The sequence below is a fragment of the Vibrio sp. B1FIG11 genome (assembly GCF_905175335.1).
GTDB classification, from domain to species: domain Bacteria; phylum Pseudomonadota; class Gammaproteobacteria; order Enterobacterales; family Vibrionaceae; genus Vibrio; species Vibrio campbellii.
In genome coordinates this window covers 1,415,768-1,439,537 of the sequence record NZ_HG992751.1, presented here as the reverse complement: position 1 = coordinate 1,439,537, position 23,770 = coordinate 1,415,768, and the positions used below count along the sequence as shown (strand labels likewise).

Here is a 23,770-nt window from a genome sequence, read left to right as displayed (position 1 = left end):
AGCAATGTCGATTAACATTTCAGATCTTACCGCTGCTTTAAGCAAGGTCGAGCATATCCATAAAGTTCAACTGGAAAACGTACACCAGTTTTTTAAAGCAAACGAGGCTTTCTCGCTGAATACATTTAGCCAGATCGTTTCGAGTAGCTCTATCGATGAACGTTTTAAGACCATCGATGCAGCATTTGCTTCACTTGGTGACGTAAAGACTTACCTATTGGAAGCCTCTTACCTAGTAAGCTAGTAAGCTAGTAAGCTAGTATTTTGAAATGAAAAAAGCCCCGACTCAATCAAGTTTCGGGGCTTTTTGTTGTTTGCTATTTAGCAACTAGTTCGATGACAACTTGTAACGGTCGTCGATAACCGTCACTTCAGGGAACGATTTGCCCGCCTTCATTGCTTTCTCGGTCTCTTTCTTCACAGATTTATCAATCCAGAAGTTCGCAATGTCCATTGGGTGCAGGATCCACTCAGTATTCTTTGTCATACCGTTTTTCGGGATCTTAACCCAACGCCAGTGAGCATCACGGGTGTAAGGCACCATGTAACCAGGAACGATCACGTTCGCATCACCGATGTATTTTTGAATCTGACGAGACAAGTCGTAACGTTTTTGCTGCTCAAACTCGTTGTCATACGCTTCGATCAACTTGTCTAGCTCTGGGCTGCTGTAATTTGTGTGCGCATTCGTTTGTGGTTTGTTAGCGTTGTCTGAGTGGAAGTACTCCCAGTACGCAGGGATCTCACCAGAACCCATGTTCAAGAACGCTAACTGGTGTTTCTTCTCAAGAATGTATTTGAACGCAGAAGAACCATCAACCAAGTTCAGAGTAAACTCTAAGCCTGCTAGCTTCGCTTGCTCTTTCAGGTACGCGATACGCGGCGTATGTGAGTTGTAACCGTAAGTGATGGCAAAGCTTAGACGCTCACCTTTATCGTTCACACGGATACCATCAGAGCCAACTTTGTCGAAGCCCGCTTTCTCGAAGTGTTTGACCGCTTCTGCTGGATCAAATTTTGGCGGTGTGTTGTTTGGATCGTCGTAATCACCATGGCCAAAACCAAGACCATGTGGCTTACGAGAATAGTCACCACGCATGATGTTTTCGATCATGCCGTCATAGTCGGTTGCTGCCATGACACCTTTACGTACTTCTAGGTTATCCAGCATTGGCATAGCCGTGTTCATCCAAAGACCGCCCGCACCTTGAGGCGACTGGTTAAAGCCCCAGTACTTTTGTACATAGCCTTTCTTGTACACTTCACTGTCTGTTTTATCGTGCCAGAAGTTTGGTAGTACCATCTCGAAGTAGTCTAAGTTGCCCTTTTCAAAGTGCTTCATTGCGATATCTTCATCACGGATAACTGTGATACGCACTTTGTCTACGTTGTAACGATTTTTGTAGTAACGGTTGTTATAACCCCACCAATCTTCGCCAACGTGTTTGAATGTCACGCTCTTACCTTTCTTCACTTTATCGATGTAGTAAGGTGCTGCTGTCGGCTCAGATTTGAAGTTAAACTTGCGAACAAAATTATCTGGCATGCCATCGTTATTTTCGTCTTTTTCTTTCTTAAAGAAGTGCTCAGGACGAGGCTGGAAACCGTTACTTGGCATGTTGATTAACACCATTAACGAATCTTCACTTTGCGCGACAGCTAAGTTGACTTTGATGGTGTAATCATCGATTTTCTCAACACTTACAATGCTCGTTTTAAAGAAGTCGTTGTACCACGGATCGATGATGTCTTCCGACGTGTAGTACTTCATCATAAACACGTAATCATCTGCGGTGATCTTCTCACCATCTGACCATTTCGCCGTTTCATCTAATTGAAAGTAAACCGTTTTGTTGTCATCACCAAATGCCCATGCTTTGGCAAGCTGTGGAATCCATTTACCTGTGTCAGGGTGGCGCTGCGCCAGTTTCGGCGTGCCATCCATTAAGTACTGACGAAGGCCAGAGTTCGCATCTGGGCCTACACTACGAAGTGTCTGTGGGAAACTGCGGATATAGGTGCGGTAAGTACCACCTCGTACTGCTTCTTCTGAAGCAAATAGCGGTTCGTTATTATTCGAAGTCCATTCGATATCTGCAGGTAGTTCAGCCGCATTTAGTTGAAAACTGCTCGCAACCAACATTGCCAGTGCCGAAAATGGCAGGGTCTTTATCATTGTTTTCTTCCTTGTTGTGTTTGCGCAGTACGGCAGGAAGAGTGACGGTAGTGAATCTCGAAGTGACCACGCGCAAGGCGCGGTAAAGGAAATAATGAGAGCAAATACAAAGTGAAGTCCTATCCACTTCCGTATTAATATCAGAGAGTTTCACTAGGTCATCCTGACCTTACAACGCAGTGAATGCATCAACCCCATACTATTCGTTACACATTTGTAACGCAAGCTACCCATAACACATGGTTGCACTTTCCGAGTATCACAGCCATTTATGTTAGTAAAATGTGATCCTAGCAGTACCATCAGCCACAGCGTTCATCTGGCACGATATGAATAACATCACTCCTAGAGATTTTTACGTGCTGCAAAAACAAAAAAAGGTGAAGCGTCCCACTTCACCTTTGCGCTCAATTCAAAGCAACATTACATGTTTGCTAAGCTGTCGTTGATTGACTTAAGAACCGATGCAGGATCCGCCGCCTGAGTAATAGGACGGCCAATAACCAGATAGTCTGATCCCGCTTGGATTGCATCGACTGGAGTCATGATGCGGCGTTGATCGCCTTGCTCTGAGCCCGCAGGGCGAATACCAGGAGTTACTAGCTTAAACTCTTTGCCAAGTTCATTCTTCAGAAGTGATGACTCTTGAGCAGAACAGACTACGCCATCAAGACCTGAATTCTTTGTCAGCGTAGCTAGACGAATCACTTGCTCTTGAGGCGCAACGTCCAAGCCAATACCTCCCAAGTCACTTTGCTCCATGCTTGTAAGCACAGTCACGCCGATCAGCAGTGGACGGTCTTTACCGTAAGGTTCAAGAATCTCACGAGATGCCGTCATCATACGTTCACCACCACTCGCGTGAACGTTCACCATCCATACACCTAGCTCAGCCGCAGCGCGAACTGCTTTTGAACACGTATTCGGGATATCGTGAAACTTCAGGTCTAGGAATACAGAGAAACCACGTTTATGAAGCTCACGTACGAAATCAGGACCAAATAGCGTAAACATTTCCTTGCCTACTTTTAGGCGACATGACGCAGGATCAATTCTATCTACAAATGCAAGTGCATCCGCTTGGTTATCATAATCCAGTGCGACAATAACTTTTTGGTCGATCATTTCATCTCCTAACTAGTTTTGGTTCTTATTAAAAAGGTTAAAAAAATGCAGCGGACAGAAACTCTGCCAGCTGCATTAAAATTATTCACCGTCCAATCCTCGGATTGGCTTGATCGTCCCCCATCCTTTACATGATGGACAATGCCAGTAAAGGGAATGCGTGGAGAAGCCACATTTCCTGCATCGGTAATGCGGTTTTACTTTTAACTGTTCTCCAACCATCGCTTGCAGTGTAGAAAGACTGTCTTTCGCACGACCATCTTCTGCTTCCGCGATATGGTAGTCGATAAGGCGGTAGAAGCCCTTCATGGTTGGGTTTTTCAATAGTTGCTTGGTCAACAGCTCTTGCGCTGCACCAACGCTCTCATGATGTGCCACAAGCTGTGCTAGCATCAGTTCAGACGATACACCGGCTTTCTTATCGATACACGCACGCAAGAACTCTACCAGCTCATCTTCTTGACCAAGGTGGTGATAACACTCGGCAATGGTCGGCAGTACATCACTGATAAAGTCTTTATCTTGTTCAAGTACACCCGTGAGGTATTTAATGGTGTGCTTGTAATCTTCTGACTCCAAATAAACACGGCCCAGCGCAATGCTTGCACGCACACATTTCGGGTCTTCTGACAGTGCTTTCTTGAAGTGTTGAATTGCTTTGCTGGTGTTGCCATCTGCTTGGTCAAGCATCGCTAGTTCACACCAGAAGTGTGCGATGTTGGCACGAATACGAGTACGCTTCTTGCCCATCTTCGCCAACTGGTTGGCGTAATGAATGGCTTTTTCCCACTCACGCGTCTGTTGATAGATAGTAACCAGTTGTTGAAGCGCGCTTTCACGATGGTCTGGCTCCTCAACTAGCTGCTCAAAGATTTTCTCTGCGCGGTCTAAAAAACCAGACGCCATGTAGTCTTTAGCCAGTTGCTGAAGAGCAAGGTTTTTCTGGTCCAGAGTCAGGCCAGAACGAGAAATGAGATTTTGGTGAATGCGAATTGCGCGGTCGACTTCGCCACGAGAACGGAAAAGATTACCCAACGCTAGGTGTGTATCTATCGTTTCGTTATCGACTTGGAGCAATTCAATAAAGTGGTCAACCGCCTTATCTGACTGATCAGATAGGAGCAGGTTAAGACCCGTCACATACTGACGGGATATTTGATGAGATTGCTTCTGCTTGTCTTGCTGAGCGCTGCGATGGCCCATGTACCAGCCATAGGCGGCGGCTATCGGCAATAACAAGAAGAGTAGTTCAAGCATTAAAGTTAAGCCTTATCCTTATGCCTGTTTTTCTACTGCTGGTTTTGCAGGTTTCTCTGCTTCAGCGGGCTCATACTTTTTAAGTTTCTTTTTCAGACGGCGAACTTGAAGCTGAGTCTTGAATTGGATGCTAGCAAAGATAACCCATGCCAGACCAAAGCCAACGACAAAGACCACACCCAGTAGCGTTGATAGGTGGAACTCACCTTTCGCTAGAAGGTAATTGAACGTCACGATCTCTTGGTTTTGAGAACCTAAAGCCAGTGCAATTAAAAAGAGAGCTAAAACAGCAATGATTTTTATAATTTTCATGTTACATCACCCTTCGAGGAGTAAGTAGGTAAGATTATGCAGTAAAATGTTTCTTCAGACCATGTATATTACCAATAATCTAGTTATAAAAAAGCGGCATACACGAGAGTATGCCGCTTTTTCAAACTAATAAGAGAGCCTTAGCTACCGAGATTTACGCGTTCACGAAGCTCTTTACCAGGTTTGAAGTGAGGAACGTATTTACCTTCCAGCTCCACCTTATCACCCGTTTTAGGGTTGCGACCTACACGAGGTTCGCGGTAATGAAGAGAAAAACTACCGAAGCCACGGATCTCAATACGGTCACCGCTCTCTAATGTAGAGGCCATGTGCTCCAAAATATCTTTTACAGCATCTTCTACCTCTTTCGCTGATAAATGTGTTTGCTCAGCGCAGAGTCTTTCAATCAGTTCAGACTTAGTCATAGTTGCCCTCTTTGAGTATCTTTATCACTCATTATAGTAAGTAATACTAATTCCAACAAACACTTGCTATCAATTCTAGACAAATTTTACACAAAATGCGCAATCAAAAAATGTCTTTTTTTAGCATAGTTTATCAACATTAGTATTACTACTCACAAAGTAGCAAGCATAAAAAAGGAGCCTTGCGGCTCCTTTTTAGCTTAAGCGAGTAAATTATTCGCCTTTAGCAGCTTTGAAAGCGTCAGCCATTGCATTACCAAAAGCAGCTTCGTCTTGCTTGTTGATAGATGCCATTGCTTCTTGCTCATCAGCTTCATCTTTAGCTTTGATAGATAGGTTGATTACGCGGTTCTTACGGTCAACACCTGTGAACTTCGCTTCAACAACATCACCAGCGCTTAGGATTAGAGAAGCATCTTCTACGCGATCGCGAGATACTTCAGAAGCACGGATGTAGCCTTCAACGCCTTCTGCGATTTCAACTGTAGCGCCTTTAGCGTCAACAGCAGTTACAGTAGCGTTAACTAGAACACCTTTCTTGTTATCAGCAACGTAAGCATTGAATGGGTCGTTTTCCATTTGCTTAACGCCTAGAGAGATGCGCTCACGCTCAGCGTCTACTGCTAGAACAACTGCAGAGATCTCGTCGCCTTTCTTGTACTCACGTACAGCTTCTTCGCCAGCAACATTCCAAGAAATGTCAGATAGGTGAACTAGACCGTCGATGCCGCCTTCTAGACCGATGAAGATACCGAAGTCAGTGATAGACTTGATCTTACCAGTAACTTTGTCGCCTTTAGCTTGTGCTTCAGCGAATGACTGCCATGGGTTAGCTTTACACTGTTTCAGACCTAGAGAGATACGACGACGTTCTTCGTCGATCTCAAGAACCATAACCTCAACTTCGTCGCCAACATTAACAACTTTAGATGGGTGGATGTTCTTGTTAGTCCAATCCATTTCTGAAACGTGTACTAGACCTTCAACGCCTTCTTCGATTTCAACGAAGCAGCCGTAGTCAGTTAGGTTAGTTACGCGACCAGTTAGTTTGTGACCTTCTGGGTAACGCTTAGCGATTGCTACCCATGGATCTTCGCCTAGTTGCTTAAGACCTAGTGATACGCGAGTACGCTCACGGTCGAACTTAAGAACTTTAACTTGGATCTCGTCACCAACGTTAACGATTTCAGATGGGTGCTTAACGCGCTTCCAAGCCATATCTGTGATATGTAGAAGACCGTCAACGCCACCTAGGTCAACGAACGCACCGTAGTCAGTAAGGTTCTTAACGATACCTTTAACTTCAGAACCTTCTTGTAGAGTTTCTAGAAGCTCGTCACGCTCAACGCTGTTCTCAGATTCGATAACTGCACGACGTGAAACAACTACGTTGTTACGTTTTTGGTCAAGTTTGATAACTTTGAACTCTAGCTCTTTGTTTTCTAGGTGAGCAGTGTCGCGGATTGGACGTACGTCTACTAGAGAGCCAGGAAGGAAAGCACGGATACCGTTTAGTTCAACAGTGAAACCGCCTTTAACTTTACCGTTGATGATACCAACAACAGTTTCAGCTTCTTCGTAAGCTTTCTCAAGAACGATCCAAGCTTCGTGACGCTTAGCTTTCTCACGAGAAAGTTGAGTTTCACCGAAACCATCTTCAACAGCGTCTAGAGCTACGTCTACTTCAGCGCCAACTTCAACTTCAAGTTCGCCAGCAGCGTTCTTGAACTGTTCAGCAGGGATAGCAGATTCAGACTTAAGACCAGCGTCAACAAGAACGAAACCGTTCTCGATAGCTACTACAGTACCTTTAACGATGCTGCCTTGTTGGAATTCTGTTTCGTTTAGAAACTCTTCAAAGAGTTGAGCAAAAGATTCAGTCATTTATTTAATCTTCAATAAATTAAACGTCCACGGGTATCCTACCGCATGGGGTTATTAAATTCGCCAGTCATCATCCTTGCGACCAACGCTCTTAGCCTAGCCGAGCGTAATTACTCAGCTAGCTTCGATTCGATATATTGTAGTGCCTTTTCTACCACTTCGTCGATAGTCATCGACGTAGAATCTAGCACAAGCGCATCCTCTGCAGGGCGTAGTGGCGCCACTGGGCGGTTACGATCGCGATCGTCACGCTCTTGGATCTCGCTCAAAAGGTCAGCAAATCTAACATCTAACCCTTTATCTTGCAACTGTTTAAGGCGTCGATTTGCACGCTCTTCTGCGCTCGCATCAAGGAAAATTTTCGCTTGTGCACCTGTGAATACAACCGTACCCATGTCACGACCATCAGCAACCAGACCCGGAGCGGTCTCAAATGCACGCTGACGACGCAATAATGCTTCACGAACGCGTGGCAGTGCTGCCACTTTAGACGCAGCCATACCGGTTTCTTCTTTACGAAGTTCACCAGAAACATCTTCGCCTTCTAGAATCACTTTTACTAGGTCACCTTCAGCAATAAACTGAACGTCTAGGTGAGTAGCAAGTGGGACAAGCGCGTCTTCTGACTCTGTGTCTACACCGTGGTGAATCGCTGCAAGTGCAAGTACACGATAAATTGCGCCAGAATCCAGAAGGTGGAAGCCCAACTTCTTCGCTAGCAACATACATAAAGTGCCTTTACCTGCACCACTAGGTCCATCTACGGTAACAACCGGAGTTTGAGAGGACATGTTCTTCTCCACCTATAATTTCTTTTTCAGCAATTTGCTCGGTTTTCGAGGCGCGTATTATACGGGTAATCGTCCTCTGGAGCGAGGAAAAATGTCGTGTAAAGCATTACACCCAATGCGCAGTTGGATTCACACTATTGAGGAAAGTTCCAATAAAAACGGCGAGAGTTTCCACCCTCGCCGTTTTAAGTTTGAATCGTATCTTATCGATTAAACAATTGGCTTTTGACCGCGTTCTGCAAGTTTAAGTACTACGCTGTCTGCCACTTTACCTGCCACACCAGCAAGCTTGTCTGCCAGTTTTTTCTTCTGCACATAATGTACTGCTAGTACTGTTTTCTCTTTGCATGCCGCGACAACCAGATCGTCAGAAGTGCTGATTTCATCCACCAGCCCTAGCTCTTTTGCTTGCGTGCCAAACCAGTGCTCACCGGTTGCTACTTTTTCAAGCTCTAGCGCAGGGCGACGCTCACGGATGAAGTCTTTGAACAGTACGTGCGTTTCTTCAAGTTCTTGCTTGAATTTATCACGCGCTTTGTCGGTGTTCTCACCAAACATGGTCAATGTGCGTTTGTACTCACCTGCCGTTAACTGCTCGTATTCGATGTCATGCTTTTTCAACAGTTTGTTGAAGTTAGGGATCTGTGCAATAACGCCGATAGAACCCACAATCGCAAACGGCGCAGACACAATCTTGTCTGCCACACACGCCATCATGTAGCCACCACTTGCAGCTACTTTGTCGACAGAAATCGTCAGAGGCAAACCAGCTGCTTTGATTCGATCAAGTTGAGAAGATGCTAAGCCATAGCCATGAACCATGCCACCACCAGACTCTAGGCGAAGCAGAACTTCATCGCCTTCGCGAGCAACGGCTAATACTGCTGTCACCTCTTCACGTAGTGATGCTACTTCTTTAGCATCGATACTGCCGTTAAAGTCCAGAACGAACAGGTGTGGTTCGCGTTTGCTATCAAGAGAACCTTCTTTGCTCGCTTGTTTGATTTCCTTCTCGCGAGATTTGTTCTTTTCTTTTTCTTCTTTCTTAACCGCTTTATCACGCGCTTTGATGAAAGCGTCATCGTGTAAGTGGTGTTCTAGCTGCTCTACCGCGTCTTTATGGCGCTCAGAAAGATTAGTGACTTCTAATTCACCTTTTGCCGCACCCGACTTACCACCCGCTGATTTTGCAATAATCAGCAGCACAACGACTGCCGCTACAACGGTGACAATCTTGGCTAAAAACAGACCGTAATCTAATAAAAATTCCAATGAGAGTTCCTCTATCTCATACCAGTAATGGTCATCAATATGTTACGTAGAAAAATCAGAGAGAAGGCGAGAAAATCGGTAACCTTTTGTTCTGATTGATAGTGTTCAAATAACATACCGAACAACCGTTCTGGAATTGGTATAACACATGAATTGGTGTATTGTAACCAACTTGTCACGATTACCAAGATTTTCCATTGAGAAACAGGCGCATTTCTACACAAACGAACATGAAGCCTGTACGTCGGAACTAGATACAATAATAAGGATTTACTACCGTGAACTACTCCGTTTCAGCAGATGCCCTAAAAGGTAAAGTCATTCTTGTCACTGGTGCAGGTAATGGCATCGGTCGCCAAGCCGCACTTTCTTACGCTCAGCACGGTGCGACTGTGATTCTACTTGGTCGAAACGTTCAGAACCTTGAATCCATTTACGATGAAATCGAATCTGCGGGCTACCCTCAGCCAGCGATCATCCCACTTGACCTGAAAGGTGCAACAAAGCAGCACTACATCGATATGGCAGAAACCATCGAAGGTCAATTTGGTCGCTTGGATGGCCTATTGCACAACGCCGGCGTTCTCAGCACGCTATGTCCGTTTGAGCAAATCAACGAAGAAGACTTCGACGACATCATGCAAATCAACGTGAAAGCCGAAGTGCTGATGACTCAAGCTCTGCTACCTATCATGCGTAAATCAGATGCGGGTCGTATTGTCTTTACCTCTTCGACAGTTGGTCATTCTGGTCGTGCTTTCTGGGGCCCATACGCCATTTCTAAGTTTGCCGTAGAAGGTATGATGCAGGTATTGGCAGATGAGCTAAGTGACACACCAATGCGTGTTAACGCAATTAACCCGGGAGCAACTCGTACTCGCATGCGTGAAAAAGCCTACCCAGGTGAAGATGCGAACACACTAAAAACAGCACTGGACATCATGCCGCTTTACTTGCACTTGATGGACCCAACAGTGACTGATGTAAATGGTCAGTGTATCGACGCGCAGCCAAAGCGTAAGTAATCAACTCAGGTTACCTCACATAATCGATTGAAAAGGCAGCAAACGCTGCCTTTTTTCGTATTTCTGCCTATAAAAATCTTGCGACTTTCCATCACAGAAATATACTGTACATATATACAGGTACTTTATTTATGCAAGACATTATCCAACACTTAAAAAGCCAACACCTTGTTTGGCAAGCAAATTTAACCAAAGCGGACGACCATCAGTTCCTCCATAGCTCTGGTTTTCCTGAACTCGACGCACTGCTTGGCGGCGGCTTTCCTCCTCACGGCGTGGTGGAAATGGAATCCGTTGGCAGTATTGGCGAACTACGTTTGCTTGCGCCTTATTTAGAAGCGTCTCTTTCGAGAGGAGTGACGGCCTTTATTCAGCCACCTGCGTTAATGAATTCATTGTTCCTCCACAGTATTGGATTGGACATCAACCAAGTGTGGGTAATCACGCCTGAACATCAACGCGATGCGTTATGGGCAGCCGAGCAATGCCTCAAGAGCGGCGTGTGCACCAACGTTTTGTTATGGCAGGATGAACTAGAGATCCATCAAGTAAAACGTCTACAAGTGGCGAGTGAACAAGGCTCTTGCCCTTTGTTTATGCTCAAGCCTAACATGACCAACCGTTTGTCTTTACCTGTGTCACTGAGTTTAAAACTGCAAGGTCATGAACAAGGCGTCAGCGTGGAAGTTCTCAAACGAAAAGGCGGCTGGAGTAAAGGTAGTGTCGATATCAGCTTCCAGCACCACTACCCGCAACTGGTAATGCCAAGCACAACTCACATTCCATCGACTGTGGTCAACTTCCCATTGGCGAGCCAGGGTTAATGATATGGTTTTGTGGATTTACTTGCACTTCCCTCGCCTACAGTTAGATGCCCTCTTTGGTGATAACCAAGAGCAACCCGTGGTAATTGTAGAAAGCCAACGTTGTCGGATCATTCAATACAATGAGATTGCCGAGCAACAAGGCATTAAGCCAAATATGGGCTTGGGTAGCGCGGCTTCTTTGTGCCGAGATTTACAAGTGCATCCTTATCATCCGCAAACCGAATTGAGCAAGTTACAAGAAATTGCTCAATGGCTTTATCTGATTACTTCTGATGTCGTATTGATGCCAAACCAAGGTATTCTGCTACGCGCAACCCCGATGCTTAATCTGTATGAAGGACTACAAAACTATTGGACTAAAGTCAGTGCTCATTTATCAGAGCTGAAACTGAGTTTTCAATTCGGGTGTGGCTTTTCGCCTTTTTCTGCCAAATTGATGGCATTAGCAGGGACGAATGTCATCAACGAAGACAAATCTGCCATACAACAAGCCTTATCGCCACTGCCGCTAACACTGACGGATTTATCAAGCGCTACCGTAGAGAAGCTACAACGTGTCGGTGTCACCACTTTGCAAGGCTTGCTTGAGTTGCCATTGCAAGATATCGCACGCCGATTCGACATTGATTTGGTGAACTACGTTGGTCGACTGACTGGGCAGTTTAAGCATCCTGTCGACTTTTATCATCCAACCGAATCCTTCCAAGTCTATTTAGAACTGTTGTTTGAGATTGAAAACGTTCAATGGGTGGAGAAACCACTGGCTAAATTACTTCGTCAGCTCGAAACCTTTCTCAAGCTACGCGATAAAGTCGCGTTTGAGCTGTGTTTAACCCTCCACCAGCGAGACAAACAAACACAGCACCTTCAGCTCACATCCGCACAAGGCGATTACTTGTGCCAACGCTGGCAACAATTGGCGAGTTTGAGTTTGGAATCTGTCACGTTAAACGGTCCTGTTATTGGTCTGACATTACAAGTAGAACGCCAAGGTGAACCTTTAAGCTCTGCACGCGACTTCTTTGCCGGGCAAAAAGGACAAATGAACGCGTTAGAACTGCTCTCTTTACTGCAAGCTAAATTGGGCAAAAGCGCGGTGCTCAAACCCAACATTGCCTGCGACCCAAGGCCAGAGAAAGCCAACCAATATCGCCCAGCCGATGAGCCGGATGTCCCGATTAACACCATCCCTGCTCTTCTGCGACCCGCGATGCAATTACCCGAACCTATCGTGCTACAAGAGCAAGTCTCTCTAGTTCATGGGCCAGAGCGGATTGTCTCTGGATGGTGGGATGGCGATGAGATCATGCGTGATTACTACATTGCACACACCAAGCAAGGTCGCTGGTTATGGGTGTTTCGCGATCAGCACAAGCACTGGTTTCTCCATGGCTATTTTTGTTAAATCGACGGTTATTTTTGTTAGGTCGTTATGAGTTACGCAGAACTGTTTTGTCAGTCCAACTTCTCCTTTCTCACCGGCGCTTCTCATGCAGAAGAGTTGGTATTGCAGGCGGCGTTTTATCGCTATCAAGCCATTGCGATCACCGATGAGTGCTCAGTTGCGGGCGTAGTGAAAGCCCATGCCACCATCGAGCAGCATAAACTCGACATCAAACAAATCGTCGGCAGCATGTTTTGGCTCAATGATGAATGCCAAGTGGTGCTGCTTTGCCCTTGCCGTAAAGCTTATGCTGAGCTGTGCCGGATCATCACCAATGCGAGACGCCGAAGCGAGAAAGGCAGTTATCAATTGTCTGAGTGGGATTTGATGTCGGTTCGCCATTGTTTCGTACTGTGGCTCCCAACTCATCAAGAGAGCGACCATTATTGGGGACGCTGGCTCCAGCAGCATCACGCCCATCGTTTATGGGTCGCGATTCAGCGTCATTTAGGTGGCGACGACGATGCCTATACCACGCACTGCGAGTTACTGGCAAACGAGTTCCAATTGCCAATTGCCGCTTGTGGCGGCGTCTTAATGCATGCCGTTGAGCGCTTACCTTTGCAACATGTCCTGACAGCAGTAAAGCACAGTTGTAGCGTTGATAAGCTCGGCTTTGGTCGTTTATCCAATGCTGAGCGAGCATTGCGCCCACTGAATAAACTGTCTCGAATTTACAAATCTGAATGGCTAGAAGAAAGCACCCATATTGCGGACTTGTGCGAATTCAAACTCTCAGATTTGAAATACGAATACCCAACAGAACTGATTCCAGATGGTTACACCCCTACTTCTTATCTGCGTCTGTTGGTCGAGCGTGGTAAAAAACTGCGCTTCCCTGAAGGTGTTCCTGCAGACATTCATCAGACCATCGAGAATGAATTAACCCTCATTGAAGAGCTGGAATATCACTATTACTTTCTCACCATCCACGACATCGTGATGTTTGCTAAACAGCGAGGCATTCTCTACCAAGGGCGAGGCTCTGCGGCAAACTCGGTGGTGTGTTACTGCTTAGAAATCACCGCCGTCGATCCTAGACAAATCTCGGTTCTGTTCGAACGCTTTATTAGCCGAGAGCGAGAAGAGCCGCCAGACATTGACGTCGACTTTGAACACGAGCGTCGTGAAGAAGTCATTCAATATATCTACAAGAAGTACGGGCGCGAGCGTGCCGCTTTAGCAGCTACCGTGATCAGCTATCGCTTTAAAAGTGCCGTACGTGAAGTGGGCAAAGCGTTGGGGATTGAAGAAACTCAGCTAGACTTCTTCATCAAAAACGTGAATCGACGTGATCGCACCCAAGGTTGGCAAGCGCAAATCATCGAATTAGGGTTGCAACCAGAATCGTTAAAAGGCCAGCAGTTTATCCAGTTGGTGAACGAGATCATCGGCTTTCCACGCCATTTATCTCAGCACGTGGGCGGCTTTGTGATTTCATCTGGCCCTTTGTATGAACTGGTGCCAGTCGAGAATGCTTCGATGGAAGATCGCACCATTATTCAATGGGATAAAGATGATTTAGAAAGCTTAAAGCTGTTAAAAGTCGATGTTCTTGCTCTCGGCATGTTGAATGCGATCCGTAAATGCTTTCAATTGGTCGAGAAGCACCACCAGCGATCCCTGTCGATTGCCGAGATCACGCGTCTGCAAGATGATCCACACGTATACCGCATGCTCCAAAAAGCCGACACCGTTGGCGTGTTTCAAATTGAGTCTCGCGCACAAATGAGCATGCTGCCACGCTTAAAGCCTGCACGTTACTACGACTTAGTCGTACAGATAGCTATTGTTCGTCCGGGGCCAATCCAAGGTGATATGGTCCATCCTTTTCTAAAACGACGAAATGGTGAAGAGCCGATCAGCTATCCATCGGAAGAAGTGAAAAGCGTACTAGAGCGAACCATGGGCGTACCAATTTTCCAAGAACAAGTGATCAAACTCGCGATGGTTGCTGCGGGGTTTAGTGGTGGAGAAGCCGATCAGTTACGCCGTGCGATGGCAGCATGGAAGAAGAACGGCGATCTTGCCAAGTTCAAGCCGAAGTTAATCGACGGGATGCGTGAACGTGGCTATGACTTAGAGTTTGCGGAACGCATCTTCGATCAAATTTGCGGCTTTGGTGAGTATGGCTTCCCAGAAAGTCACTCAGCCTCTTTCGCAGTGCTGGCTTACTGCTCTGCATGGTTGAAGTTTTACTATCCTGCTGAGTTCTATACTGCCCTACTAAATAGCCAACCAATGGGTTTTTATAGCCCTTCGCAATTGATTCAAGATGCGCGCCGACATGGTGTCGAAGTGCTGCCTGTTTGCATCAATCACTCTTCGTATCAGCACCATTTGGTTCTGCGTCCTAATGGCCGTCTTGGTGTGCAACTGGGCTTTCGTTTAGTAAAGGGCTTTAATCAAGAAAGCGCTTCTCGACTGGTTGAGCGCCGACCAACTACTGGCTATCGCGCTATTCAAGAGGTGAAAAAGATCTTAAGAAACCGCCGTGACATTGAACTGCTCGCTTCTGCCAATGCGTTTCAGATCCTTTCAGGTAATCGCTATAACGCTCGTTGGGCTGCGATGGATTCGTTATCAGATTTACCCTTGTTCAACCACATGGAAGAACCAATGGCGAATTACCAAGCTCAACCTTCTGAATACGAGAACTTGATTGAAGATTACGAAAGTACTGGATTATCACTGAGCCGACACCCGATTACTCTGCTGGAAGAAGCAGGCAAGTTACCACGCTTTACTCGGATGAAGCAGTTGGTAGAAAAGGAGCACAAGTCTTTAGTGACGGTCGTCGGTGTTGTGACAGGTAGACAATCTCCAGGCACGGCAGCAGGTGTGACCTTTTTCACTTTAGAAGATGATACGGGCAACATTAATGTGGTGGTCTGGCGAGCAACCGCGCGCGCTCAAAAGCAAGCTTATCTCACTTCGAAAGTCTTGATGGTCAAAGGGATTTTAGAAAGAGAAGGAGAAGTGACGCATGTAATTGCAGGAAAGCTCATCGATTGCACACACAACCTTGCTGAGCTAAAAAGTAAATCTCGTGACTTCCATTAAACCATCGCGTTTTGATGGCGGGAAAAAGCGTGCGCCGGAAAAAGTAAAGGGAGGTCAAGCCTCCCTTTTTGATTCTGCTGAATTAATCTTCAGCCATCGTTTCCGTACGCTTACTCTTGTATTTCCTATACAGTAACAAAGACAAAGTCATGATGACTTTTGATGTTAGCCATATCATTAAATGGAAGTACCCTATGTTAATAAGTCAAAAAAGACTCATAGGTGAAAAGTGACGTGATATACCTACATATTTCGTTGTCAGAAATATGTAAAAAAGTATAGCAAGTTGCGACACATATATCACCGCTACTTATGGGTGACTTTGTAACAAGATAAGAAATATTTGTTTATACGATTTGGCGCATCCGCTCTTGTGCTACTTGAACCAAGAGATCGGGCTGGAATTTAGAGATAAAACGATCACATCCAACCTTTTGCACCATAGCTTCATTAAAGCTTCCACTTAACGACGTGTTCAGCGTAATAAACAGTTTCGACATGCGAGGATCAGAACGCACTTCATGCGTGAGTCTGTAACCATCCATTTCTGGCATTTCCGCGTCTGTAATCATCATCAACAGTTCTTTCTCAACGTCTTTGCCCTCATCACACCAACGCTTGAGTACTGTTAAAGCTTCTAGGCCATCACGACACTCAATGATGTTCAAACCAAGCTGAGATAGCGTGTCACGAACTTGATTACGTGCTGTTGAGGAATCATCAACAATAAGCACGTTACGACCAACCATAGCGTGAGCGAGATCTTGGTCTAAAATGCCATCGGAGATAGTCACATCATAGTGAACAATTTCCGCCAGCACTTTCTCGACATCAATGATTTCAACGATTTGAGATGAATCACCATCTTTCACTTGGGTGATGGCAGTTAGGTAATTAGAACGGCCAGATGTAGACGGCGGTGGCTGAATCTCAGTCCATGCAGTATTGATGATGTTACGCACAGGCCCAACAAGGAAGCCCTGAATCGAGCGGTTGTATTCAGTAATGATCAAGTTCTCTTCTTCTGCCTCTCCACGCAATGGTGGAAAGCCAATCGAACAACGCAAATCAATCACTGGTACCGCTTCACCACGTAAAGAAGCCACTCCACGGATGTTATAGTGAGAGCCCGGCAGTTTGGTCAGTGGAGGCAGCTTGATCACCTCTTTCACTTTAAAAACGTTAATCGCAAACAACTGGCGACTATTTAACGTGAACAGCAAAAGTTCTAGTCGGTTTTCACCCACCAGATTTGTACGCTGATCAACCGTATTTAACACTCCGGACATACCACTACCTAACCTTGAATCACAACCTTCCACTCTTTACAGAAAACCGTGTTGAAACAACAAAGTAAACTTTTTTATGAGTGTTCTACCATACTTACGGAAATTACATTAATGCCATGGATATAGCAATGAAGCAGCGCTCAGATTGATGTTTTCAGCACTGGGAAGATCAAAAAAGGTGAACGACACCGATCACCCCTTAAAACTAAACGCTATGAATGTAGGAAAGATTAGCCTTCAATCACCTTCATCAGCAGCTGACCATCGTACAGCGCTTGCTTAATCAATGCGGCTCCGGGCATAGTCGCTTGTTTGTAGAAACGAGATTCCACCAGCTCAAGATCTTGATGGTAAACAGGAAGACTTTGCTCTTCTATACAACGTCGAACGGCTGGATAAAGCACATCCTTCGCTTGGTTGATAACCCCACCGATGAGAATTTTTTCTGGGTTGAACAAGTTAATGACTATTGCAATGGCCGAGCCTAAATAGCGACCCAGTTTCTCAATCACGTCAACCGCAAGAGGATCGCCGTTCGCAGCAGCTTCACAAATGCTCTCGATACTCATCTCTTCTTGCTCTGCAAGGATAGAAGCTTCGCCATTTGCAATGCGAGTAACCACTTCTTCACGGATCGCCTGTGAACTGGCTACGGTTTCCAAACAACCAATATTGCCACAGTGGCAGCGCTTGCCGTTCGGGTCAATTTGGATATGCCCCAATTCACCAATGTTACCGTGTCGGCCTTGCAGCACTCGACCGTCCAAGATGATGCCGGCGCCCAAGCCGTGATGGATGGAGATAAGAACCGAGTTATCGTTATCTTGAGAATGACCAAACAGTTTCTCAGCTAACGCCCAAGCTCGTGTATCGTTAGCAATAAAAACAGGTAAGCCTGTTGCTTTATAGATCTCTGGACCTAGCGCTAAATTCTCAACATTGTAATGTGGCATCTGCAATACGATGCCCTGCTCTGAGTTCACCAGACCAGGTAACGTAATGGCGATACTGGTCACACGGTCAAGTTGATCGGCGTAGGTTTGGAAGAATTCATCAATTTCGTAGAGTAAGCGTTCCAAAACATCATCTTGATCGCGCTCGTGGATATCGATTTTGGTATCAATCAGAACGTCACCGCCAAGCTCATGAAGAGCAATGGTCAAGTAACCGCGACCTAAACGCATCGACAAGAATTGCCAACCTTCATTATTGACCTGCAAACCCACCGCTGGACGACCACGACTGGTGGCTTCCTGAACGGTTGTTTCATGAATCAAATGGGCTTCAATCAACTCTCGAGTGATCTTAGTGATACTCGCAGGCGCAAGCTCACTTTGCTTGGACAAATCGATTCGAGATATTGGACCTTGAGGTCAATTAGTTTGTATACACGACCAGCATTGACCTGTTTGATATGATCAATATGGCCCGGTTGAGCCATGTACATCTTGCACTCCGAAATTTTATTACGGGATAATTTTTTTACTTTGCGAAGTAATTGTGAAGTGAATTGATAAATCCCCGTGACAAGCATCACGTATAAACATGTTTGTTTGTGTATTCAATCAAATAACGAGAAATCTACTCCTGTTAAATTGTTTGAAAAATGACTTATTTTATTCGTCAAATTAGGTAGCAATACCTGCGACAGGATGTTTTTTCAGTACTTTGACCTGAATACGAACAATCTGTACACACTATGCATATACTTAGCGAGAATAGAATTCGACTTATCTCACCCTACACCTGCATTCTTCGGAGAATCTATGACTTCTATATTAAGAAGAACAAAAATTGTCACAACGCTTGGCCCTTCAACCGATAAAGACAATGTCCTTGAGGAGATCATCAAAGCGGGAGCCAACGTCGTCCGCATGAACTTCTCTCACGGTACCAGTGAGGATCACATCCTACGTGCGCAAAAAGTCCGAGCCATCGCCGCGAAACTTGGTCGCCAAGTCGCTATTCTCGGTGATCTTCAAGGCCCTAAAATTCGCGTTTCCACATTCAAAGATGGAAAAATTCACCTCAGTGTGGGTGATAAATTCACGCTAGACAGCGACTTACCAAAAGGCGAAGGCAACCAAGAGTCCGTTGGCTTAGATTACAAAGAGCTGCCACAAGACGTCTCACCTAACGACATTCTGTTGCTTGACGATGGTCGAGTACAGCTACAAGTAACCAGCGTTGAAGGCAATAAAGTTCATACCCGCGTCACTGTTGGAGGCCCTCTTTCCAACAACAAAGGCATCAACAAAAAAGGCGGCGGTCTGTCTGCAGATGCACTAACAGACAAAGACAAGGCCGATATTCTAACAGCGGCTGAAATCAAAGTTGATTACTTAGCAATCTCATTCCCTCGCAACGGCGAAGACATGAACTACGCACGACGCTTGGCTCGCGATGCCGGTTTGGAGGCAAAACTTGTCGCTAAAGTAGAGCGCGCAGAAACCGTCGCAAACAATGAGTCGATTGATGACATTATCCTTGCTTCTGACGTAGTCATGGTGGCGCGTGGCGACCTTGGGGTAGAAATTGGCGATCCAGAACTTATCGGCGTACAGAAAAAGCTGATCCGCCGTGCGCGTAGCTTAAACCGCATTGTTATCACGGCAACCCAAATGATGGAATCTATGATGGCCGCACCGATGCCAACTCGTGCAGAAGTGATGGACGTTGCCAACGCCGTGCTTGATGGTACAGACGCCGTTATGCTCTCAGGTGAAACGGCTGCGGGTTTATACCCAGTAGAAACCGTTAAATCCATGGCAGAAGTCTGCATGGGTGCAGAAAAGATGTCGGAAGCAAGTCTGTCGACTTACCGATTGGACCGCACGTTTGCGACCGCAGAAGAGACCATTGCGATGTCGACCATGTATGCCGCTAACCATATGGAAGGCGTGAAGGCGATGGTGTCGCTCACAGAGTCGGGCCGCACAGCACTCATGATGTCTCGCCTAAGTTCTGGCCTACCGATTTTTGCCCTGTCTCGCAATGAATCAACGCTAAACCGTGCAGCATTATACCGTGGCGTTACACCCGTATTCTTTGACTCAAAAGGCGGTGCTGGTTTGACAACAGCTCATGCTGCGATCGTGACATTGAAAGAACAAGGTCTATTGGATGAAGGCGATCTAGTCATCTTCACACAGGGCGATGTGATGGACGTTGTGGGCTCAACAAACTGCATGCGTATCTTGTCGGCATAAGCAGAGTTACTCCCCTCTCAAACAAAAAGAGCCCTTTATTTTATATACTCAATTAAGGGGCTCTTTTTATCTCGTTCGAAAAGCTTAGTATTTCTTACGTCTCCGAAGGATAGGAACGCGATATCAAAGTTGGGCGATTGAAAAAACCACCAGTGATTAAGACAACGTCTTCGCTGAAGAACTCAACAGAAATAGGTCTCGAACTGTCTCTTTTTAAATCAGTGACCACCTGGGACATATCAAAAAAGTGTTTCTCAATTAGGCTTTCACTGAATGCTTCTTTCGTATTCTTAACGGCAATATTGTAAGAGCAGAACTCAAACTTATTCTTGTTGCGATCGAGTATCTTGGCGTCAAAAGAGAGCAAGAGTGAGTCTTCGGTGCCCGGCGAGGAGAACTGCATAACAGAAAACTGATTATTGCTAAACTCCATCGAGCTCAAGATATCCAGTTTTATCTTCCCATGTTCTTCTTCATACACTTTGTAATTGTAAATAAACTTGAGATTGTGTTGCTCGCCCTCCGATTTGCTGAGGAAAAAACAACCTAAAAGTAGCAGTGAGCTCAATACGAGAGCGGTATGCGCCTTATTTAAATTGGCTAAGAATTTCTTTAATTTTTTCATCAGCAGTGTCTATCGAAAGTGTGTAGTTATGTGCATATTTTTTACTTGAAGAGTTATTAATGAACAATGAAAAATAGACCTCTCCTTCTTCTTGGCTATAGAAAACAACCATATTCTCATTAATACTTTCTAATGCTGACCATAAGTACTGAGGAACATGGTCACGTTTAGCGTAAATCAACTTCACGCTCGCTACTTCTCCCTCATGAGTAGTGACCACCTCATAACTAGGAGAAATTAGCATTTCCTCTAAATAAGGTTTGGTCTGTGAAAGTCCGGGCTTGAATAAATGATCGAATAGAAAATAGGCACTTGCAGAAAGGTTAAATGCAATCAACAGAAGAATTATCGTCTGTGCTTTAAGCTTGAAAAATGAAAATGTCCCTGATGCAACGCTCTCAATATTGTCCAGTTTGATAAATGAGCCATCGACAAAAACATTCAAAGGTGTATTTAAGCTATATCCCAACCCTCTGTGCGCGATAATTTCAACGTTCGCACCAATTTCGGATATAGACTTCCTTAATAAAGAGATACTTCTTTTAATTGATCCCTCTGTAACGACTTTATCTTTCCAAACGGTTTGTAAGATTTCTTCTTTAGAAACAATATCCCCTTTATTCTTTAAAAGTAATAACGCCAGATTTAGCTCATTGGGTTGTAAGAAAACACTTTTTTGACGATAAAAGATACGACTCCCAGAGCTGTCAAACTTAACATCCACGAATTAATACCTTACTGAAAACATTGTTATATTTTTGAGACGAGCGGCATGATACCCACATTAAAATACCTAATCAACCACACATAAAATCTAAACTTTGATAAGAGTAAAAATGCATAACCGATAAAAATCACATAAAACATCGTGGAAACAGGATTGTTCAATGAATAAATAAGCAACAGAACGCTCAATAAGGCTCTGTTAAACCGAAAAAATTACGGTAAATTACCGTAAATTACCATAATTTAATTTTTTACCTGCACTAATTCATAAAAAAACGCCCCAAAATACCACCAATCAATAACTCAAATAAATATCAACAAAAACAGTGAAAGAAGAAGTTTTTCGTAATTTATAATCATTCCCAACAAGCAGTACGCCTTCTAAGTGCCAATATTCCGTTGATGTTTTTCATTAAGATATACATTGTATTTTATCTCGGAGAGGTGACCATCAACTTCTTTAAAGCTTGAGCCTGCGTTACCTATATTCTTTCTCCTTTTCCTTACCACTAAATCTTCAAGGCTTTTTACCAATTTAATATTTAAATTTATTTTTTCAAAAAAGAATTCAAAAGACATACTTACGACAACTTTAAAAATTTAAAATATAAAAAATGGCAGCAACCCAAGCTGCCATTTAAAGTTTATGATATTGATAATTAGCGTTAGTAAAGCTTAGTATTACTGTTCATTATTTCATTAACTTGAGAACACACATTACCATTTTTCGTATTATCCCAATCACCACTTACATTAAAGTAAGCTTCTTCGTTAAATACCGTAATATTGTCTGTCTCTTGCGAATATGGTTCGAATGTCTTCGACTTCAGCCAGTTGGACATAAGAAGGTCTTTCGCTTGGTGATCCTTTTCAGAAAAAACGGTAGGGCCAGATACTGCATTCACCTCATTTCCGAAGATGAAAGACAGTTCAGCACCATGACAAGATGTTTCTGACGGTGAGCATGTTTTTGTAAAGCTCTCCACGTAGTAATCCGGCCATAAGGCAAAGTCTGGTTGATAGTTAAATTGGTACAGCGAGGTTGTTGTTTGGTTTGACGACAAGTTTTGCGCAACATGTTGGGATGAACACATAAATAAAACTTGATTCATCAATTTTCGGGCGTTGTTTTTTCGCTTTTCAGGCGTGCTGTTCCACCAGTTTAAGTGGAATGCAGGCAAATTGCGCAACTGCTCTCCTTTGTCTGAACCAAAGAATGCATCAACCAAAAGATTATAGCTACCAGGCGCGTTGAGTATCACATCGAAAGGAGCGACAAAGATGTTGGATTCATCTTTGTTAAAGCCTAGAGTCACATCTACCCCATCTACTTTTTGTAGGTCAATCGGCTGATATGGGATGGTCTCTCCATCGACATACGGCGCCCAAGCCAACAGGCCAGATGTACTTGGCGTAATTGTCATCAAGTTATTCATTTGCGTTGTCGCCGCCTTCATTTGAGACTGTATATTGATGATCTCTTCAAAAGGTACCGTTTTAATATCTTGATCATTACTGAGTTTGTCTTTTACCTGCTCAGCTAACCATTGCGCCGATTTGGCATCTTTGTATTTCACACCATATGGGTTGCTTTCCATGATAGCGCGTTGATATAGGTGCGCATTTTGTTTCTCATCCATTAACTGAATGCCGATTGACATCGCACCAGCGCTTTCGCCAAACAAAGTAATATTCTCAGCATCACCACCAAAGTTACCAATGTTGTCATGAATCCAACTTAACGCTGATTTTTGGTCTTGGATGCCATAGTTACCCGAGTGCTCGCTGCTGTAGAAACTACCAAGAATGCCAAGACGATAGTTAATGCTGACGAGAATAAATGGATTTCCTTCATCAGCGTTTTTTGCAACCAGTTTAGCGCCATCAAACTGCTTAACGGTGCTAGAACCTAGCTCAAATGCGCCACCGTGAATGAACACATAAACAGGCAGTTTTTCATCGTTAGCAATGTCAGATGGACGCCAGATGTTTGCATTCAAACAATCTTCGCTTTGTGCTTCTTGTACAACACCATTAGCTTCCATTGTATGCGGCACTTGTGGACAAATATCTCCCGTAACCGTCGCATCATAATGCTCGCCAGTAATAAAGTGATGACGCTGTGGTGCACTAAATCGCTCAGCAGATGCGTATTTTACGCCAAGAAATGCATCAACTTGTGCAGAATAATCAGCCGGTGAATTGATGAGGCCCTGAAGCGTTGCACCGTCAATTTCCGCCAGTGGCGAAGCAATTGCTGAAGAACTAAGAGCCAAAAGCGAGCTGGTAATCGAGATATAAAGTGTATTTTTCATGGTTT

Annotated in this window: 18 protein-coding genes and 1 pseudogene; 6 read left to right on the top strand and 13 right to left on the bottom strand. The window is 44.7% G+C overall.

The features are described 5' to 3' along the window. Window positions 1–4: 4 nt before the first annotated feature. Entirely contained in the window at window positions 5–244 is a 240-nt protein-coding gene (locus tag KHO06_RS06520; protein ID WP_005431118.1) for a hypothetical protein, read from the top strand. 84 nt (window positions 245–328) lie between these two features. Here the strand turns inward: KHO06_RS06520 and KHO06_RS06515 are convergent, their stop codons facing one another. The 8 genes from KHO06_RS06515 to sohB form a co-directional block, all read right to left on the bottom strand. Continuing rightward, entirely contained in the window at window positions 329–2,176 is a 1,848-nt protein-coding gene (locus tag KHO06_RS06515) for an extracellular solute-binding protein (protein ID WP_005431040.1), read from the bottom strand. 423 nt (window positions 2,177–2,599) lie between these two features. Further along, window positions 2,600–3,301 (bottom strand): orotidine-5'-phosphate decarboxylase, encoded by a 702-nt coding sequence (gene pyrF / locus KHO06_RS06510; protein ID WP_212582263.1) that lies wholly within the window; start codon window positions 3,299–3,301, stop codon window positions 2,600–2,602. 81 nt (window positions 3,302–3,382) lie between these two features. Next, the gene (gene lapB / locus KHO06_RS06505; RefSeq protein ID WP_005431114.1) at window positions 3,383–4,558 is read right to left on the bottom strand and encodes a lipopolysaccharide assembly protein LapB; all 1,176 of its coding nucleotides are present in this window, start codon (window positions 4,556–4,558) and stop codon (window positions 3,383–3,385) included. An 18-nt stretch (window positions 4,559–4,576) separates the two neighbouring features. Then, window positions 4,577–4,870 carry a lipopolysaccharide assembly protein LapA domain-containing protein gene (locus KHO06_RS06500; RefSeq protein ID WP_005431104.1) on the bottom strand — a complete coding sequence of 98 codons (294 nt, stop codon included), beginning with the start codon at window positions 4,868–4,870 and terminating at the stop codon, window positions 4,577–4,579. 140 nt (window positions 4,871–5,010) lie between these two features. Continuing rightward, window positions 5,011–5,295, bottom strand: coding sequence for an integration host factor subunit beta (ihfB, locus tag KHO06_RS06495; RefSeq protein WP_005431133.1), 285 nt, complete (start codon window positions 5,293–5,295; stop codon window positions 5,011–5,013). A gap of 213 nt (window positions 5,296–5,508) precedes the next feature. Next, window positions 5,509–7,179, bottom strand: a complete 1,671-nt coding sequence (gene rpsA, locus KHO06_RS06490; protein WP_005533588.1) for a 30S ribosomal protein S1 — start codon at window positions 7,177–7,179, stop codon at window positions 5,509–5,511. A 110-nt stretch (window positions 7,180–7,289) separates the two neighbouring features. After that, window positions 7,290–7,970, bottom strand: coding sequence for a (d)CMP kinase (gene cmk, locus KHO06_RS06485; protein ID WP_005533590.1), 681 nt, complete (start codon window positions 7,968–7,970; stop codon window positions 7,290–7,292). Between the two features lie 210 nt (window positions 7,971–8,180). After that, window positions 8,181–9,242, bottom strand: a complete 1,062-nt coding sequence (gene sohB, locus KHO06_RS06480) for a protease SohB (protein ID WP_045372748.1) — start codon at window positions 9,240–9,242, stop codon at window positions 8,181–8,183. Between the two features lie 278 nt (window positions 9,243–9,520). Here sohB and KHO06_RS06475 point away from each other — a divergent pair, with 278 nt between their 5' ends. The 4 genes from KHO06_RS06475 to KHO06_RS06460 all read left to right on the top strand — a co-directional run bounded on the left by KHO06_RS06475 (window position 9,521) and on the right by KHO06_RS06460 (window position 15,601). Continuing rightward, window positions 9,521–10,267, top strand: a complete 747-nt coding sequence (locus KHO06_RS06475; protein ID WP_045372751.1) for a YciK family oxidoreductase — start codon at window positions 9,521–9,523, stop codon at window positions 10,265–10,267. A 131-nt stretch (window positions 10,268–10,398) separates the two neighbouring features. Further along, window positions 10,399–11,091 (top strand): translesion DNA synthesis-associated protein ImuA, encoded by a 693-nt coding sequence (gene imuA / locus KHO06_RS06470; RefSeq protein ID WP_038889891.1) that lies wholly within the window; start codon window positions 10,399–10,401, stop codon window positions 11,089–11,091. A 4-nt stretch (window positions 11,092–11,095) separates the two neighbouring features. Then, entirely contained in the window at window positions 11,096–12,499 is a 1,404-nt protein-coding gene (locus KHO06_RS06465) for a DNA polymerase Y family protein (RefSeq protein WP_045372754.1), read from the top strand. Between the two features lie 27 nt (window positions 12,500–12,526). Further along, window positions 12,527–15,601, top strand: coding sequence for an error-prone DNA polymerase (locus KHO06_RS06460; RefSeq protein ID WP_212582262.1), 3,075 nt, complete (start codon window positions 12,527–12,529; stop codon window positions 15,599–15,601). A gap of 347 nt (window positions 15,602–15,948) precedes the next feature. Here the strand turns inward: KHO06_RS06460 and KHO06_RS06455 are convergent, their stop codons facing one another. Beyond that, window positions 15,949–16,890 (bottom strand): chemotaxis protein CheV, encoded by a 942-nt coding sequence (locus KHO06_RS06455; protein ID WP_005425659.1) that lies wholly within the window; start codon window positions 16,888–16,890, stop codon window positions 15,949–15,951. 230 nt (window positions 16,891–17,120) lie between these two features. Then, window positions 17,121–18,337 (bottom strand): annotated as a pseudogene (locus KHO06_RS06450) (ROK family protein). Between the two features lie 319 nt (window positions 18,338–18,656). Here KHO06_RS06450 and pyk point away from each other — a divergent pair. Next, entirely contained in the window at window positions 18,657–20,099 is a 1,443-nt protein-coding gene (pyk, locus tag KHO06_RS06445) for a pyruvate kinase (RefSeq protein ID WP_038863406.1), read from the top strand. Between the two features lie 94 nt (window positions 20,100–20,193). Here the strand turns inward: pyk and KHO06_RS06440 are convergent, their stop codons facing one another. From KHO06_RS06440 to KHO06_RS06430, 3 genes are all read right to left on the bottom strand, one after another. Then, window positions 20,194–20,724, bottom strand: a complete 531-nt coding sequence (locus KHO06_RS06440; RefSeq protein WP_012128435.1) for a hypothetical protein — start codon at window positions 20,722–20,724, stop codon at window positions 20,194–20,196. Continuing rightward, window positions 20,687–21,448 carry a winged helix-turn-helix domain-containing protein gene (locus KHO06_RS06435; protein ID WP_005425667.1) on the bottom strand — a complete coding sequence of 254 codons (762 nt, stop codon included), beginning with the start codon at window positions 21,446–21,448 and terminating at the stop codon, window positions 20,687–20,689. Before KHO06_RS06435 ends, KHO06_RS06440 begins: the two co-directional genes overlap by 38 nt. A gap of 667 nt (window positions 21,449–22,115) precedes the next feature. Continuing rightward, window positions 22,116–23,765, bottom strand: coding sequence for a carboxylesterase family protein (locus KHO06_RS06430; RefSeq protein ID WP_212582261.1), 1,650 nt, complete (start codon window positions 23,763–23,765; stop codon window positions 22,116–22,118). Between the last annotated feature and the right edge of the window lie 5 nt (window positions 23,766–23,770).